Annotated in this window: 15 protein-coding genes and 1 tRNA gene; 11 read left to right on the forward strand and 5 right to left on the reverse strand. The window is 54.6% G+C overall.

All coding sequences use genetic code 11. The features are described 5' to 3' along the window. The first annotated feature begins 137 nt into the window (after positions 1-137). From mnmA to C4E04_RS04650, 11 genes are all read left to right on the forward strand, one after another. A complete protein-coding gene (mnmA, locus tag C4E04_RS04600; RefSeq protein WP_109595387.1) occupies positions 138-1,292 on the forward strand; it encodes a tRNA 2-thiouridine(34) synthase MnmA in 1,155 nt (384 codons plus the stop codon). Between the two features lie 23 nt (positions 1,293-1,315). Next, positions 1,316-1,957, forward strand: coding sequence for a class I SAM-dependent methyltransferase (locus C4E04_RS04605; RefSeq protein ID WP_109595388.1), 642 nt, complete (start codon positions 1,316-1,318; stop codon positions 1,955-1,957). A gap of 243 nt (positions 1,958-2,200) precedes the next feature. Next, positions 2,201-2,410 (forward strand): cold-shock protein, encoded by a 210-nt coding sequence (locus C4E04_RS04610; protein ID WP_109595390.1) that lies wholly within the window; start codon positions 2,201-2,203, stop codon positions 2,408-2,410. Between the two features lie 83 nt (positions 2,411-2,493). Further along, positions 2,494-2,712 (forward strand): hypothetical protein, encoded by a 219-nt coding sequence (locus C4E04_RS04615; protein ID WP_109595392.1) that lies wholly within the window; start codon positions 2,494-2,496, stop codon positions 2,710-2,712. A 51-nt stretch (positions 2,713-2,763) separates the two neighbouring features. Continuing rightward, on the forward strand, positions 2,764-2,982 hold the full coding sequence (locus C4E04_RS04620; RefSeq protein ID WP_109595394.1) for a hypothetical protein: 219 nt from the start codon (positions 2,764-2,766) through the stop codon (positions 2,980-2,982). A 176-nt stretch (positions 2,983-3,158) separates the two neighbouring features. Next, a tRNA-Met gene (locus C4E04_RS04625) sits at positions 3,159-3,235 on the forward strand. Between the two features lie 390 nt (positions 3,236-3,625). After that, positions 3,626-4,945: a protein kinase gene (locus tag C4E04_RS04630; protein ID WP_109595396.1), complete on the forward strand. Its 1,320-nt coding sequence runs from the start codon at positions 3,626-3,628 to the stop codon at positions 4,943-4,945. A gap of 86 nt (positions 4,946-5,031) precedes the next feature. Beyond that, complete coding sequence (locus tag C4E04_RS04635; protein ID WP_162559277.1) at positions 5,032-5,652, forward strand: PP2C family serine/threonine-protein phosphatase; 621 nt, start codon at positions 5,032-5,034, stop codon at positions 5,650-5,652. A gap of 463 nt (positions 5,653-6,115) precedes the next feature. Continuing rightward, entirely contained in the window at positions 6,116-6,802 is a 687-nt protein-coding gene (locus C4E04_RS04640; RefSeq protein WP_109595400.1) for a VWA domain-containing protein, read from the forward strand. After that, positions 6,799-7,578, forward strand: a complete 780-nt coding sequence (locus tag C4E04_RS04645; RefSeq protein WP_109595402.1) for a PP2C family serine/threonine-protein phosphatase — start codon at positions 6,799-6,801, stop codon at positions 7,576-7,578. Before C4E04_RS04640 ends, C4E04_RS04645 begins: the two co-directional genes overlap by 4 nt. A 3-nt stretch (positions 7,579-7,581) precedes the next feature. Then, a complete protein-coding gene (locus C4E04_RS04650; RefSeq protein ID WP_109595404.1) occupies positions 7,582-10,764 on the forward strand; it encodes a peptidoglycan-binding protein in 3,183 nt (1,060 codons plus the stop codon). 33 nt (positions 10,765-10,797) lie between these two features. Here the strand turns inward: C4E04_RS04650 and C4E04_RS04655 are convergent, their stop codons facing one another. The 5 genes from C4E04_RS04655 to C4E04_RS04675 all read right to left on the reverse strand — a co-directional run bounded on the left by C4E04_RS04655 (position 10,798) and on the right by C4E04_RS04675 (position 15,453). Next, complete coding sequence (locus C4E04_RS04655) at positions 10,798-11,700, reverse strand: restriction endonuclease (RefSeq protein WP_109600772.1); 903 nt, start codon at positions 11,698-11,700, stop codon at positions 10,798-10,800. Positions 11,701-11,788: 88 nt separating this feature from the next. Beyond that, on the reverse strand, positions 11,789-12,739 hold the full coding sequence (locus tag C4E04_RS04660; RefSeq protein WP_109595406.1) for a DNA-primase RepB domain-containing protein: 951 nt from the start codon (positions 12,737-12,739) through the stop codon (positions 11,789-11,791). Further along, positions 12,732-13,166, reverse strand: coding sequence for a replication/maintenance protein RepL (locus tag C4E04_RS04665; protein ID WP_162559278.1), 435 nt, complete (start codon positions 13,164-13,166; stop codon positions 12,732-12,734). The genes C4E04_RS04660 and C4E04_RS04665 overlap by 8 nt, the downstream gene beginning before the upstream one ends. Positions 13,167-13,799: 633 nt before the next feature. Next, complete coding sequence (locus C4E04_RS20790) at positions 13,800-14,315, reverse strand: hypothetical protein (RefSeq protein ID WP_162559279.1); 516 nt, start codon at positions 14,313-14,315, stop codon at positions 13,800-13,802. Then, the gene (locus C4E04_RS04675) at positions 14,293-15,453 is read right to left on the reverse strand and encodes a site-specific integrase (RefSeq protein ID WP_109595412.1); all 1,161 of its coding nucleotides are present in this window, start codon (positions 15,451-15,453) and stop codon (positions 14,293-14,295) included. The genes C4E04_RS20790 and C4E04_RS04675 overlap by 23 nt, the downstream gene beginning before the upstream one ends. Positions 15,454-15,629 lie beyond the last annotated feature (176 nt).

Raw genomic sequence — 15,629 nt, forward strand, 5'->3', positions numbered from 1 at the left:
GCCGGGATGCCCTCCTTCGAAGGTAGGGGCGTGACGTTTGGAGCCCGCAGGCGCTCTGGAAGATCGGCCCTGCAATCGCTATAGAGGAGCTTTGGCCCCTCCGTGCGCCGCCTTGAACGGCGCCTCGGGATGGAACGATGCTCAATTCTCTCGATCTTCCCCGCGAGCCGTCGAAGACGCGCGTCGTGGTCGCCATGTCCGGAGGCGTGGATTCCTCCGTCGTCGCTGCCCTCCTCAAGCGGGAGGGCTACGATGTGCTGGGCATCACGCTCCAGCTCTACGACCATGGGGCGGCCGCCCACCGTAAGGGAGCGTGCTGCGCGGGCCAGGACATCTATGATGCCCGCCGTGTGGCCGAGGCCATCGGCATTCCCCACTACGTGCTGGATTACGAGGCCCGCTTCCGCGAGGCGGTGATCGACCGTTTCACCCAGAGCTATCTGGCGGGCGAAACCCCGATCCCCTGTGTGGAATGCAACCGCTCGATCAAGTTCCGCGACCTCCTGGAGACCGCCCGGGAACTCGGGGCGGACATCCTGGCGACCGGGCATTACGTGGCGAGCCGGGCCCTTCCGGACGGGCGCCGCGCCCTTCACCGTGCGGCCGACCCGGAGCGTGACCAGAGTTATTTCCTCTATGCCACGACGCCAGAACAGCTGAGCATGCTGCGCTTTCCCTTAGGCGAACTGCCCAAGGATCAGACCCGGGCGCTGGCCCGAGAGTTCGGTCTTGCAGTCGCCGCGAAGGCGGACAGCCAGGACATCTGCTTCGTGACCCAGGGGCGCTACAGCGACGTGATCGAGCGGCTGAAGCCCGGCGCCGTGCAGGGCGGTGAGATCGTCCATGTGGACGGGCGCGTCCTCGGCCGGCACGACGGGATCATCCATTACACCGTGGGGCAGCGCAAAGGCCTCGGCATCTCGACCGGCGAGCCCCTCTATGTGGTGCGCCTCGAGGCCAAGGAAGCCCGGGTGGTGGTGGGCCCGCGGGAGGCCCTGGCGACCCGCCTGATCCGCATCGCGGATGTGAACTGGCTCGGGGACGGGCCCCTGGACGGCCTGGGCGAGAAGGGCATGGACGTGGCCGTGCGCGTGCGTTCCACCCGCGAGCCGCGCCCCGCCATCCTGCGGACCGACGGAACCGGGGCTATTGTCGAGCTGTTATCGGCGGAAGATGGGGTGTCTCCCGGTCAAGCTTGTGTCATCTATGAGAGCGATGCTCCCCGGGCACGTGTGCTGGGCGGGGGCACCATCGCTCGCACGACAGCCGAGGTCGCGTCCGCCGCGGCCTGAAGGCTTCCACTGAAGGACGCTCCATGACGGATGGACCCACCACGGCCCTGATGCGCAAGGCTTATGCGCGTTGGGCCCCGATCTACGACATTGTCTACGACAAGCTGACCGAGCCGGCCGCAAGGGCGGCCGTGAATGCGGCGGTGGCCTGCGGACCGCGAGTGCTCGAGGCCGGGGTCGGGACGGGGTTGTCCCTGGGCTATTATCCGGCCCGCGCGGAGGTCTATGGAGTCGATCTGTCCGAGGACATGCTGCGCCGGGCCCAGGACAAGGTGGAGAAGCGCGGGCTGACCCACGTGAAGAGCCTCCAGGTCATGGACGTGACGCGGCTCGGCTTTCCGGACGGGATGTTCGATGCCGTGACGGCGCAGTTCATCATCACCCTCGTGCCGGAGCCCGAGGTCGCGCTGTCCGAATTCGCCCGCGTGCTGAGGCCCGGCGGGGAGATCATCCTGGCCAATCACTTCGGCCAGCCCTCCGGACCCATCGCGGCTCTGGAGGAACTGGCCTCGCCCGTGGCCAAGGCCATCGGCTGGAGCTCGGCCTTCAAGGCCTCCCGCGTGGAGACCTGGGCCCGCAGGACCGGCTGCATGGAGGTGGTGGAGCTCAAGCCTCTTTTCCCGGCGGGCTTTTTCAAGCTGATGCGGATCCGCAAACAGGCCTGAAGAACAGGCCCGGACACCGCTCAAATCCAAGCAAAGGCAGCCACCTTGAGTATTTCCAGGGGCTCCACTTGCTATTTGGGCGGTTAATCTCTATATCTTTTCTATCGTTGTTTGGCCGGATCCCTGGGCCCCGTCGCGTTTCTCTTGAAATGCGCGTTCAGTCTTCATCCAAAAATCGAAAAAACCGGACGGGTTGCGCTCTCTGGCGCAGCCTACGTGTCCCTATGTCAGGAGAAAACTGAAATGCTCACAGGAACAGTCAAATTCTATAACGACCACAAAGGCTACGGCTTCATTCAGCCGGACAGCGGCGGAAAGGACGTCTTCGTCCACGCCACGGCGCTCGAGCGCGCCGGCATGCGCGGCCTCGTCGAGGGCCAGAAGGTCAGCTTCGAGATCGAGACCGACCGCCGCTCCGGCAAGCAATCCGCCGGAAACCTCCAGGCCGCGTAACATCCGCGGCGGGAGGAAAACTTCAACTATGCGCAGGAGAACTTCAAGGTCTCCCGCGCCTCAACGAATACAAGAAGAACACTATGCAATTTCACTTCATTCCCACACCCGTCGGCCGGGACCATTGGACGGCCGGCTTCACCCTGTCCCGGATCTGGGCCAAGGACGCAGGAGACAAGCGGGAGGTCAGCCACCTGCTCGACCGTCGCTATGCCTATCAGTCGTCGCGCGAGCTGCAGTGGCACCTTGCCTACCGTTTCGGGCTCCCTGCGCAGGCGATTGAGCTGACTTCCGAAGTCTGAGCCCTAGTTTACAGGGCACATCGACCGTTTCAGAAGAGAAAGCCTGATCCCATGCGTATCTTCATGTTCGCTTCCCAGAGCCGGGACGACCTTCACGCCTTCGCGGGCGACGAGAGCGGCAGCAAGCTGCCGGCCAAGTTCGGCCCCTGGGGGCTGACCGGTACCCTGCAGGCCCGCCAGTCTCCGCCGCACAATTTCTCGCGCCGTGCGATTGAGCAGGCGATCTCGGCAGAAGGCTTCCAGCTCTGGCGCGTCAAGTCGCGCGCGTAAGGGCATGCCGCCGGGGCTCCGGTCCCGGCAACCCCTTTGCCCAAGGCTTGGCCGGGGCATGCGCAGGCTGAAGAAAACGTAAGCCGGAAAGGCCTCGGCCTGCATTCTCTTTCTTGACAGGCGCGCCAAACCCTCCCTATATCGCGCCTGTCCGAGACGGGTTCTCCCGTCCCTGGGGCGGAGTAGCTCAGTTGGTCAGAGCAGAGGAATCATAATCCTTGTGTCGGGGGTTCAAATCCCTCCTCCGCTACCAATCAAATCAAAGGCTTAATCCTCTTGCGAGATTCTGGCCGAAGCGTTGAGTACCCACTGAGTACCCAGCGCAGTTGTTGCGCAGGCCTCGCCTCGTGATTGGGCGGCTCCCCCGTTTAGGGACGAACGTGTTCTCACTTGTTGAGCAATGTGAACCACTTGTTACTTTTCATGCAGCAGTTATCGTGACGATATAACGAAACAATGTATTTGGCTTCATTGTTCTTAAGGCACCAGAGGCGAGCTGACATGGGCAGGTCGTTCCAGCACGAGATCACAGGTTCGAGCCTTGCTCAGGATATCCGATTACATCGGGTTTAGCGCTCTTCTAGCTTTGTGGCGACCTGATATAGGTAGCGAAAAAGCAGCGCTATAAGGAGAGCGAGCAGATATGGCTCTGACAAAAATCAGAACGCTCGGAAGTGGCGGCTTTGGCGTCGTTGACTTAGTTGAGGACGATGCCGGAGCGCACTTTGCTCGTAAAACGTTTCACGTCCTTCAGAACCTTCCGCCTCAGATCATCGAAAATGTACGCCGTCGTTTTGCGCGTGAAGCCCGTACCCAGATGGGTATCCGGCATCGCAACATTGTTCCCGTGGTGGATGGAGATTTAGATCATGATCCACCTTATTATCTTATGCCGGTAGCCGTCAGCAGCCTTCAGGACGATCTTGCACGTGATGGCACCTTAGGCGGGGCGTGGATCGCGGCTATAGCTGATATTGTGGCAGCATTGGATGAGCTTCATTCAATGCACATCTATCACAGAGATCTTAAGACGCAGAACGTGCTGCGCTTTGAAGAGGGTTCAGAGCAATTCTACGCAGTGAGTGACTTCGGACTCATCGCGATGAATGAAACCCGCATTTCTGCTCTCACAATGACAGGCATGGCGAAGGGCAGCGACTATTACACCGCGCCAGAAATTACGTCTGATCTCAGACGTGCCTCACCTCAGTCCGACATCTATTCGCTAGGATGTATCATCCATGATATCGTCGGAACTCAGCCAAGGATTCCTTGCCATGAGATAAGAGAGGATGGGCCTTATGGTGCGATCCTGCGGAATTGCACACGAACTGATGCCTCGCGGCGCTTCAAATCGGCGAAGGCTGTCCTTGATGCTCTTATCAGTGTTAGCGTAACTCTCCCGCCTCTTACCAACGAGCGAACCTCTGGGTTTGTCGAACAACTCAATCAGCACGAACCCTTAAGCGAAGCCGCTTGGCGTGGCTTGGTGGAGCTTGTGGAGGATGAGTTCGGGTCTAACGACGCTAGAGCTATCCTTGTGAGTGTTGGGTTGGATCAAGCCTCTGACCTATGCACCAGACATCCTGAACTCGGAGATCGATTGGGGCAAATTTACGCTCGTTGGGTTCACGGCTCGTCGTTTGCTTTTGAGAGATGTGACGCTCTCGCTAACGTTCTGGAAGTCTTTGTTGACGCTGGATCGTTCGAGACGAAGGTAGATTGCCTAATGGCCATGCTTGAACTCGGCACTTCCCACAACAGGTGGTACGTAGAGAGGAAATTTTTCCAGCTATGTGGTCCTAGTATGGACGATAACCTTGCGCGCCGCCTTGGCGTTGAGTTTCGGGCTGCGGGCTCAGATTTGTGCCGCACCATTGGGCGTGCAGAGTTGTCGATTCAAGTCAGCCGTGGACAGCTTCATCCTGTTCTGGCTCAGATTCTGGAAGAAGTCTGCACATGAGATTCTCATATGCATCCTTCTCCGAACGAGGGCCAAGGGCAGAGAACGAGGACGCTATAGGCGTTTGGCATCTAAGCGACGATTGGATGGCTGTAGCGATTGCGGACGGCCTGGGTGGGCACATGGGTGGGCGTAGAGCATCGGCTCTAGCAATCGAACACTTTGGATCGCTCCTGCAAGAACCTACGATCCCTGATCTTCTCCTCATTGCCCAGCAGATCCACGCGGTCCTCAGAGCTGAACAGAATCAATCGCCTGAAGTTCGAGGAATGGCGACAACATTCTCCGCAGCTCTGATGGTTGAGGATCGTATGCGGTTCGTCCACGTAGGGGATACAAGAATATCGATTCAACGTGCCGCCGGAATAAAGCGTATCACCCAAGACCATACCGAAGCATACCAACTGCTGGTGGCTGGAAAGCTCACGCGTGAGGAGTATGAGAACTATTCAAGAAAAAATATCCTCGTGAGTGCGCTCGGAATTCATAGCCTTCCAAAGATCGATGTTGGCGAAATAGTTCTCCAAGAGGGAGACAAAGTATTTTTTACGTCTGATGGCGTGCATAATAATATTCCAATCCAAGAAATGAAATCTATATCAGATCGATCTGAGGGTCCCGAAGAGATGTGCTTTGAAGTTCGGAGAATTGTGGAACAAAGAAAGCCGGAAGATAACTATTCATTCGTTGCGATTTATATAGATTAGTGCATAAAACGGTTGTCGCTATTAGACTTCTAGGTTGAGAAGGGGCGATCTTAGTCCGAGATAATAGGTTGATGCCTCAACCCCCCCCTCATATCCCCCCGCTTTCCCAAAGGCACTGGTTGGGCAGCGCTCACTCCGCAGATAGTTAGATCGAGCATCAACACATCGGGGATCAACGAATGTTTGGTCAATCGATGCTGTCGGAAGCCTATGCTGCCTAAATGCGAAGATTTCTGGGACCAAGACTTAGACCAAACGTCAAGGATGACACAAACGGAGCACGGTCGTTCGCGAAGAAGCTCAAATCAAGCTGGTGATAGGTGTCTATGCTGTGTCAAATACGAAACGCTCTCCAAATTTCGCATACCACAGCATAGGTAGGGAAATTGACCCAATTGCTATCTAGTCACGCCAGGTCTTAGCATTAACATCTGCTTAGGATCCGCGCGCATTTGGAAATACGATGACAAATACAGAGAGCTTCGAGCAACGGCCCTTTGGTGATGCTGTCTTTGCCGAAAATCCAGAAAATAGATGCCCCGTTCTGTTGTTGCTGGACAATTCTGGCTCAATGGGTGGCGCTCCTATCAATGAGCTAAACAAAGGTCTTCAGGTATTTCGTGATGAACTGTTCGCCGACTCGCTTGCTGCAAAGCGAGTCGAAGTTGGAATAGTCACGTTTGGACCTGTGAAGGTCGAAATGGATTTCACTGGTATCCAGCACTTCTATCCGCCAACACTCTCGCCTGACGCTGACACTCCAATGGGCGCTGCGATCGAGAAGGGACTGGAGCTTCTTCGCCAGCGTAAGGATACGTACAAGGCGAATGGGATTTCGTATTATCGTCCATGGGTATTCCTCATTACCGATGGTGGCCCAACCGACAGTGTCAGTCGCGCTGCGGAGCTGATTCGTGAGGGCGAAAACTCAAAGAATTTCATGTTTTTCGCAGTTGGAGTGGAAGGCGCAAATTTCGAGGCTCTTAAAAAACTAAGTGTCCGTGAACCGCTCAAGCTGCAAGGTCTGCAATTCCGTAGCCTATTCCAGTGGCTGTCTGCCTCCCTGTCTACTGTATCTAAATCTCAGATTGACGAACTTCCTCCGCTTTCCAATCCGACTGCCCCAAACGGGTGGGCAGTTGCTGGATGAAAGACCGGAAGTGGAGTTGGGTTGGGGCGTGTTCAACGGGCACGTCCCACCTAAGGGCAGGCCTTGGCTGTGACGATGCAGGGGGCTGTATCGAGTTTCAGGCGACAGAGGGACCAACGCTGGTCGCAATCGCATCTGACGGAGCAGGCAGTGCGGAGTTTTCGCGCATTGGTGCTGGTATCGTAACCAGAACCTTTTCCCGTTGCGCTTTTGATTTCCTTTCGAGCGGCGGTCGAGTCTCCGAGGTAAACTCGGAACGTGCTAGCGAGTGGCTTGATGCTATTCGCGACCGCATAAACCAAGCGGCGTCTAGAGAAAACGCGCAACCTCGGGCATTCGCAGCGACATTGGTTGGCTGTATCGTCCAAAGAGAACATTCAGTTGTCATCCATGTTGGAGACGGAGCCTGTGTTTACCGTCTTCACGGAAGTGGAACTTGGGAAGTTCCTAGTTGGCCAACCCAAGGTGAGTACGCTTCAACAACATACTTCGTAACGGATGACCCGCAGCCTCGTGCAACCATCAAACATATAGATGGAGGCGTAGAGGAGATTGCAGTCTTCACTGACGGTCTTGAACGGTTAGCTCTTGATTTTGGTTCATCGACTGCTTTCCGGCCTTTCTTTGAATCAATGTTCGGAGCGTTACGGGGTTTACCGGCGGGGCGTCAACGTCGCCTCTCAATGGATCTGCGCACGTTTCTAGATAGCTCCGCTGTGACGGAACGCTCGGACGACGATAAGACATTGATCATGGCGAGAAGGTCAGGAGCTTAGTTCATGGTCGGGCCTTTTCAGTCCTCCATGGGCCGTACGATTAGGATTAGCTCAGTTCTCGGACGTGGCGGCGAAGGAATTGTTTACTCAGTAGACGGCGACCCTGACAAAGCGGCCAAAATCTATCTTCCTGGATTGGCCGACGAGCGGAAAGAAAAGATTTTAGCTATGGTTGCTGCTGGCTGGCACAAGTCCGCTGGCTTTGTAGCGTTTCCAACTGACGCACTCTTCTCTGCATCGGGATCGTTTGTCGGCTTCACGATGCGAAAGGTTGGGGGAAACAAGGCTGTCCACGAACTCTATTCCCCGACAGGACGAAAGACAGCTTTTCCAACTGCCGGGTTTCCCTTTCTTGTCAGAACAGCCGCAAACGTTGCACGAGCCGTCGCGGCTGTTCACGCAACGGGTTGCGTAATTGGGGATGTGAATCACTCAGGCGTTCTAATCGGTCAGAACGCCACTGTAACCCTTATCGACAGTGACTCGTTCCAGGTAATCAGTAACGGGCACATTTATCCCTGTAAGGTTGGTGTGCCTGAATTCACGCCACCTGAGCTCCAAGGCAAGCGCTTAGATCAAGTTCATAGATCTGTAAATCACGACGCGTTCGGACTCGCAACGCTCATCTTCAACTTACTATTTATGGGCAGGCATCCCTTCTCAGGGCGTTACTTAGGCGCTGGAGACATGCCCATGCCACGCGCGATTGAGGAATTTCGCTTTGCGTACTCGGCACGACGCTCAGCAACACAGATGGAGCCACCTCCGAACGTTCCTACTCTTGCAGATCTACCTCTCAGTTTAAGCGATGCATTCGAGCAGGCGTTCGGACCAGTTGGAGTAAGCAAAGCCCGGCGGAGCGCGGCCGAGTGGGTAAGTCTTCTCGACCAAGCGGAAAGGGAACTAGCCCAGTGCTCAAAAAACTCAGGGCACCATTATTTCCGTGTGGCAAAGTCATGCCCATGGTGCCGCATGGAGAAAGCATTTCCTGGCTTCATCGCATTTTCCCCAACGAGAATGCCACAACAAGGTGGAAAGCCTTTCGACATTGGTCAGCTTATCAGTGCCATTCGTAGTGTCCCTGATCCGGGTCCTATACCAGACCTACAATCTCTCGTTACATCCCCTTCAGCCTTGCAGCCTAGTGCTACTGCGATAGCTGCCCGAAAGGAGCAGGTTGTTCGTTGGGCTGTGAGCGCAGTTGGCGCAATCATTGGACTTGTAATCCTCGCGACTAACTGGATCCCCTCCATTCTCGGTCTCCTGGTGATGGGCGGTAGTGCAGCATGGGGACTTGCACAGCCTTCAGCACGGAAGAACCTGAACGCTGCTGCAGCAAATGCAAGATCCAACTGGCTCAACAACGTGGAGAAATATGAGAGTGTCGGAGGTAACGAACGTTTTCTTAAGCTGAGGCAGGATGCAGAGGCGCTTATAACCCAAGCTCAAGGCCTATCGGGAGAAGAGGCGCGGAGGATTGCTGGGCTGGACTCAAAGCGTAGATCCACGCAGATGCGACGACACTTGGAAAAGTATCCAATCGCGAAATCCGGAGCTAAAGGAATCGGTGCATCACGGCTGCTCACGCTAAGGTCATACGGAATCGAGACCGCCGCCGACGTTGATAGACGGCGGATCGAAAGCATTCCGACGTTTGGTCCATCCTTAGCAAACGGACTTATAGTTTGGCGTCAAAAAGTCGAGGCGAGGTTTGTCTTCGATCCGAGCCAACCGCTAGACCCGGCAGATGTTCTTGCAATCAAGTCTGACATTGCAAAGCGCGGCGCGGACTTGGAGAAACGTGTACACCAAGCTTATCTCGATCTTCAAAATGCACACACTGCTATTCTGTCAGCTAGGACGGGACATGCTAATCTAGCAAAGGCTGCATGGGAAAGTTGGAAGCAGGCTGAAGCAGATGTGCAAGAGGTTGAACAATCTGGTCACGCGTTCAAGAAAGTGATGGGGTTGGCGCTAATTGCTGTTGTCACTGGAATATTCGTGTGGGCAGTCATTGCAAGTCAGCGAACAAAAACTCAGCAAAATACAACTACTGCTGCATCTGTAGTACCGTCCGAGACGAAGGACCCTGCAAAGGCATTCGACGTTCCTCCAGATCCCACACCAGCTCCCGTGCCACCAATCAGCCCGCCAAGCGCTTCAGCTGTCGTGCCGGAGCCATCTGGGCCTGCAATCATCCATACTGTTCCGAGCGACGATGCGGCTCAGACTGGAAAGGAAGCTTCAAGTCTCTCGGAAGAGGCGAGTCTCGCCGTAGAAGAAGCGGCGCCAAGTGCTCCTGCCGATCGGCCTACGCCACCTGTAGCTGTGCCGCCACTCCCAGACCCGGTTGAGATTAGAGCAACTCCCACGATCGCGGCCTCTGAGAATGTAGAATTAGCAGCCGTTCCTTCCTTGATGAACCTATTGTCTCGCGAGGACGCGATGCAGATTCAAAGTCAATTGGCATGGCTTGGATACTTCGACGGCGTTGTGGATGGTATCTGGGGGCCGCGCTCACGTCATGCTCTACGGCAATTCCGCCAAAGAAATAAGCTCGGAGCCGACGATCAATGGAACGTGGAGACTCAAAGCACGCTTATGGGAAATGCTGCGTTGCGTGCTCCCTCCAACAGCATCAGCGGTGGAGGACCTTGGAACGGGCCAGAGGCGACGTTAGCGCCTCCAGTGGGTGCCACGCGTAATCCACTGAATCGGGCTGACGCAGTATGGGTTCAAGAACGCTTGAGGCAGCTTGGATTCTACAGAACCATCAACGGTGAAGGTGTATGGGGAATAGCCTCACGCGATGCTTTAAGAGATTTTAAGACGGTAAGTAATTTGCCTCCCGACGATACTTGGGACGCTGTAACTGAAAGCAGCCTCAAATCAGCATTCGCAATAAAGGCCGAGCAGACCTTTGTCGGAACATGGGCAATCAGTCCAAATAGCTGTGCAGCTGGACCGGGCGGAACTCCTCCTCTGAAAATCACATCTCAGCGGGCCGAAGCATTAGGTGGCGTGTGTACGTTTGAGAGATTGCAAAATGAAGGTGGAATCTGGCGCACGACCACGCAATGTACCGAGCAAGGCAAGAGTTGGTCACTTGAGCTGACACTGCGGGTCAATGGCAGGACATTGATTTGGTCCAATGGTCAAGGGGCGACAACATACTATAGATGTTAATTCAGAGACGTGCTTGTCCGCTATTAGAGCGGCTTAGGCTTGTGGTGTCAGAAAGTAGATTGGTGTGAGTGGAAGTCTCTTCCGTGCGAGATCATCAAGCTTTCCATAGAATTGTATCCAGAGATCAACCAAACGCTCAAAATCAATGAGTGTCACGCGTCGCCTTGCTTGGCTCCTGGCGAATTCTTCAGCATCCTTGGTAAAGCCACCTGTCGAAACGAAAATCCCCACCTCATCGTCGTTCACTACCGCACTGAAAGAGGCTAAGCCACTCCGGTCAGTTTTCTGAATTTGCCGTTTTACCTGAACTTTTATCCTTGGAGTGCTCGTGCCCAATGGATCAGTGTGCGCGATGATATCAACACCGCCGTCCTTTCCCGGCGGTGATACCCAAGAAACAAAGTATCCCATAGCCTTTAGGAGATCGGCTACCAAATCCTGGAACTCGTATGGGTTCATAGCGCCAAGGTAGTGCTCGATTTCGGCCCAAGCTTGCTCTTCAGCCTGCTCGAATGTGATGCTAGCAGACTTGTCATCGCCATCCACCTCATCGGAGGAGACCGACGTGGACGTGTCTGAGGTTCCTGGCTGAGAGCTCTTCCATTGAGCGTACAGGCGACAAGCTTCTTTGTAGAAAGCTTCCGGGTCTAACCAGCTCTGGTACGCTTGCTCACCGGCCCCGGTAACGGACCAAATTCCCTTATGCTTCAGCAGCCATCCAGCTTTCACACAATCAACGGTGGCGAAGCGCACTATTTTGTCGAAGCGGCGAGTTCCAGACGACTCGTAGATGCCTTGCTCGTAATTCGTCAGGGTAACGGAACTAGCAAGGGCTTTAAGCGCTTCCGAAGCTTGGAGCCCATCCGGGTTTTCAAGCAAGATTTCGAATAGCTTGCGAAGTAACTCACCAGTTCGGCGTCGCGTGATTTCCGCCATGTCGGCCCCCAGAGCAGGGTTATAAAAATGCTCAGGAGTCATTTATTCGGCCAGCGCCCAGCCTGCAAACGGAATCGCACTTCTGAGTCTATAGGTTTGTAGCCTTGGTTATCGTACGAAGCGTATATTGAGTGCCACGTTCCCGTGCTTTGGCACTCCCATAGTGCAGCGTATAGAAGATGTCGTCAGCGTTCATTCCATGAAGTGCCAGACTACGTGCCACCGCAAAATCAGTCCTACTCCGATCGAAGCTATCAAGGGTCCTAAACCGCGTGCATAAGTCCGATGCTGTCGCATGGTACAGATCTACGTATTCTTGCTGCTCGCTATATGTATGTGATCCGACCTTCAATATGTAGTCAGTGCAAAGAGGAACACAGGGGCCGAGGGGAGGGGGAGAGGGTGGGTATGCGGCGGCAAGCTGTCCAGCCTCTTCGCGGAGTTTATCGTTTGCTGATGAAGAAAGGATCCGGAAAATCTTTGCTCTTGGATACCCGCCGTTTCCGTCATGGTACTTTTCCTTGAGGTTCCGGAATTCTGGTAATCGTCCTACCTGATTGCTCTTCGCGGATCCCAGATCTCCACCATAACGCTTCGCAAGCAGACGAGCAGCAGCGTTGTGAATGTGTTCTGGGAAGTTCGCCGGGTGCTTTCGTGCAGCGAGATTTAGCCATACTTGAAAGTTAGCTGGGCTTGTCTCGACTGCTAGAGCGATATGGAGTCCATCGTCTCGCATTTGAGCTACAGCGTCTTCACACACATCGTCGACGAGAACACAGCGGTTATCATTCGGACGAAAATAGATATGGTAGCCCTGGCGGTTGCGCCCTCTCAGGAACGAGACGCTAGCTCTGTGGCAGAACTCCTGCATCGACCACTGCCGTGAAATAGGAGGTTGGTGTCCTGATGTGCCAACGGCATCTTTGTGGATCAGGACCACGCGGTAGAAGTCAGAAGCGAGCGCATAAGCTGCCTTTCTCACTTCCTGTTGTGTATAGAGGAGATAGTACACGGGTGATTTGTCAGCAGCCTTATTCATATCCCACCTCGATGGGTGCCAGTGACGGTAAGTTGCGACGTTGGAATTCGATGTAAACGTCGCGAAGGGTGAAATCCCCCTTCCAGACAAGTCGAGCGTCAAACTCAAGCCAGCCTTGGCCTCCAGTAACAATGAAGCCAATTTCACGTAGTAGCCGTAACGTGTGCTTAAGATGGCTTGAGCTCACACCAAGCTCCCTTGCGAGCTCGCGTTGAGTGCTGAAGCGGATCCGGCAGCCGGTTTCATCCAAGTAGTGCCAGCCTGCACCATTCGCCTCAACTGAACGGTCTTGGTTACGGCAGAGGCGCTTCTTAGGCCATTTGACCCGACGCATCAGCCTCCAAGTAAGGCCTTCATCAAGGTTCATGCCTTGCTCGTTCGCTGCATCCAGCAGCTGATTAATCAGGCCATTATCATAGTACGCCAACTCACTCGATCTATAGTTTAGGCGCGGCCTCAGAGTTGGTACTTCATCGTCTCTGATCGCTCCCAGCCTGATTCTCATCTCGGCAGTGGTCAGGGACACACCGGGTATAAAGACTCTGGGAAGTTCCTCCGGGCGGCGACGTCTGGGCATGTGTACAAAAAGTCCATTGGCTAGGACTCTTCGTACCTTAGCAGGTACAAGAAGTCCTTCCCGGCAGACTGCCGGCCTAGTTAAGTTGCTGATTTGATTGGTGTTTCAGGCCCTTATATATGAATCATATAGTAAGGGCTTACATGGTCATGGCTCCGCAGAGCCGACGCCTTGCTGCATCTGAGCGGTGTGGGCATAGGTTCGTGTTAGGAGCCACTTACGGACGTCCCCAGCTCTGTAGGCCACCTGACGACCGATTTTGAGAAAGCGCGGCCCTTGGCCCTCGTGACGCCAACGGGCAAGGGTTTGTACGGCAATGCCCACATATCCTGGCATATCAGCAGCACGGATTAGCGTATCGTCCTCAGATGGGAGCGGAAGAAGGGGGGATGGGACAGTCACAGGAATGCTCCTAGCTAATGATCAACTGCTAGGAATTTGGCGCGTAGTGGGTGAAGGTGAAAGCGGACTAATTGTTGTGCATCAGCGCAGATACTTCGCAAAGCGATCGGCAATTTTTCGCTTTGTTTGATCTGAGAGAGATACAAAAATCTTAGCGGCAAGTTTTGCATCTCCGGCGAGTATGGCTTCATTGAAGTCGTTGCTGTCAAATTTAGAAGAGAGATCAGCGCCACTAAGCATCTTGCTCCGCCACCGTCGAAACATGCGATGCAAGCTTTCGGGCACAGCCACGATTCTATCTTCGGGCTTCCTTGTAGATTGCGTGCTCTGATAGGCCTCAATCGCCTCATTCAATGCCTTCGCATAAGATCTAGTCTTTCCGTAGCGTGTGATCGCGTCTCGAAAGACGATGTCCTGCCAAGTTCTCCGGTTTCGGCCACGCACGAACGGCTCAGCGTTTAAAACGTCGTCGGATTGACTGGAAGCAGGGATCCGGAAATGCGTAAGTATGATCCTGCATTTGGCTGTCGCACTATGAAGGTCATCATCAACGCGCAGAGCTGGATGTACGCGGTCATTGCTGGCGTGTTCGGTCATCGAGCGGCCTTATGAGTGAGGTGAACGTGCTTGTAGCTTGTCGCAACTCATCAGGACGATGATGGGCATATTTTAGAGTAGTGATTGAGCTCTTATGGCCAAGTAGGTGTCTGACTGTGTCGAGTGGAACCCCGTTTGCGACTAATGCGGAAGCATAGTTGTGGCGCAGTCCGTGTGGGGGAAATCTGTTCATTCCGGCGCGCTTCAGTATTCTCATCCAGGCGCGTCGGTAAAACACGATCGGTTTGCCGGGCTTATCGCCCGCGATGATGTATGGATTGCTCTCAAGCTTTGGAATTCCATCCAAGATTGCCAAAGCGGATCCATCTAGGACAATGTGCTGACGCTCTCCTGGCTTGGTTTCATGTACAGTCAACAGCCCGCGCTCGCGATCCAAGTTTTCCCACTTAGCATTCTGTAGCTCCCCTATCCTGCGGCCTGTGAACATCGCCAAGAGAAAGAGCGAGCGTGCAAATATGTTTTCATCAGCGTTACAGGCGTCGATGAGCCTACGGCACTCTTCAGGCGACAGCCTGATGTCGCGTGGAGGGGGCTCTTTGAATAGCTTTAATGCCTCAGCAGGTGAAGTTTTTAGGTGTCCCCACTCAATTGCTACATTGAGCATCCGTTTGAGGAGAGCAGCGCACCGGTTAGCTGTTGAGGCAGAGGTTTTGGCTTTGATGCCGCTATGGAGTTGCTGAAGTTGTCGTAATGATATCTCAGATAACTTGCGCCCTGCTAGATCTGGGAGGATGTGGTCGCGCAGGCGCTGTCGATCACTTTTGATGCTTCGCTTGTGATCGGCTGCGTGGGAGAGGTAGTCCTTCGCTAAATCCCCAAAGGTCATTTCCTGACGTCGTGCTTTGCGCTCGGATGACGGATCGCGGCCTTGCCGGACCTCATACAGCCGGTCTTTCGCCATTGCACGAGCCTGTTTGACTGTCAGGGAGCCAAAGTCGCCCAGTGTGATACGCTTTTTCTCGCCCGAAGCGTTACGGTAGCTCAGAATGAAAGATAGACGTCCTGATGGATATACCCTAACGCCGAAACCTCGCAGTTCATCGTCAAAGCGAATGTCAGCCTTATTCCCTGCCTTCTCGTAACGAAGCTGCTTTAGGCTTGAGGTAGTGATTTGCACAGCCGCCTCTTGAGTACCCGGTGAGTACCCGACATACTGACATCAGAAGCTACATTCCGGCAAGCTGTGGAATGGATTTCGCTTTATAATCAATATCACGGCATTCAAAGGAAATACGCGAGCGTGCGGATACAGGGAATCATAATCCTTGTGTCGGGGGTTCAAATCCCTCCTCC

Origin of the sequence: Microvirga sp. 17 mud 1-3 (assembly GCF_003151255.1) — a bacterium.
Classification (GTDB): Bacteria; Pseudomonadota; Alphaproteobacteria; order Rhizobiales; family Beijerinckiaceae; genus Microvirga.

Excerpts from the sequence above, each read along its gene's own strand:
- C4E04_RS20790 (WP_162559279.1), bottom strand. The coding sequence starts at position 14,315 with ATGACCGAACACGCCAGCAATGACCGCGTACATCCAGCTCTGCGCGTT.
- C4E04_RS04650 (WP_109595404.1), top strand. The coding sequence starts at position 7,582 with ATGGTCGGGCCTTTTCAGTCCTCCATGGGCCGTACGATTAGGATTAGC.
- C4E04_RS04605 (WP_109595388.1), top strand. The coding sequence starts at position 1,316 with ATGACGGATGGACCCACCACGGCCCTGATGCGCAAGGCTTATGCGCGT.
- C4E04_RS04610 (WP_109595390.1), top strand. The coding sequence starts at position 2,201 with ATGCTCACAGGAACAGTCAAATTCTATAACGACCACAAAGGCTACGGC.
- C4E04_RS04615 (WP_109595392.1), top strand. The coding sequence starts at position 2,494 with ATGCAATTTCACTTCATTCCCACACCCGTCGGCCGGGACCATTGGACG.
- C4E04_RS04645 (WP_109595402.1), top strand. The coding sequence starts at position 6,799 with ATGAAAGACCGGAAGTGGAGTTGGGTTGGGGCGTGTTCAACGGGCACG.
- C4E04_RS04635 (WP_162559277.1), top strand. The coding sequence starts at position 5,032 with ATGGCTGTAGCGATTGCGGACGGCCTGGGTGGGCACATGGGTGGGCGT.
- mnmA (WP_109595387.1), top strand. The coding sequence starts at position 138 with ATGCTCAATTCTCTCGATCTTCCCCGCGAGCCGTCGAAGACGCGCGTC.
- C4E04_RS04630 (WP_109595396.1), top strand. The coding sequence starts at position 3,626 with ATGGCTCTGACAAAAATCAGAACGCTCGGAAGTGGCGGCTTTGGCGTC.
- C4E04_RS04640 (WP_109595400.1), top strand. The coding sequence starts at position 6,116 with ATGACAAATACAGAGAGCTTCGAGCAACGGCCCTTTGGTGATGCTGTC.
- C4E04_RS04655 (WP_109600772.1), bottom strand. The coding sequence starts at position 11,700 with ATGGCGGAAATCACGCGACGCCGAACTGGTGAGTTACTTCGCAAGCTA.
- C4E04_RS04620 (WP_109595394.1), top strand. The coding sequence starts at position 2,764 with ATGCGTATCTTCATGTTCGCTTCCCAGAGCCGGGACGACCTTCACGCC.
- C4E04_RS04660 (WP_109595406.1), bottom strand. The coding sequence starts at position 12,739 with ATGAATAAGGCTGCTGACAAATCACCCGTGTACTATCTCCTCTATACA.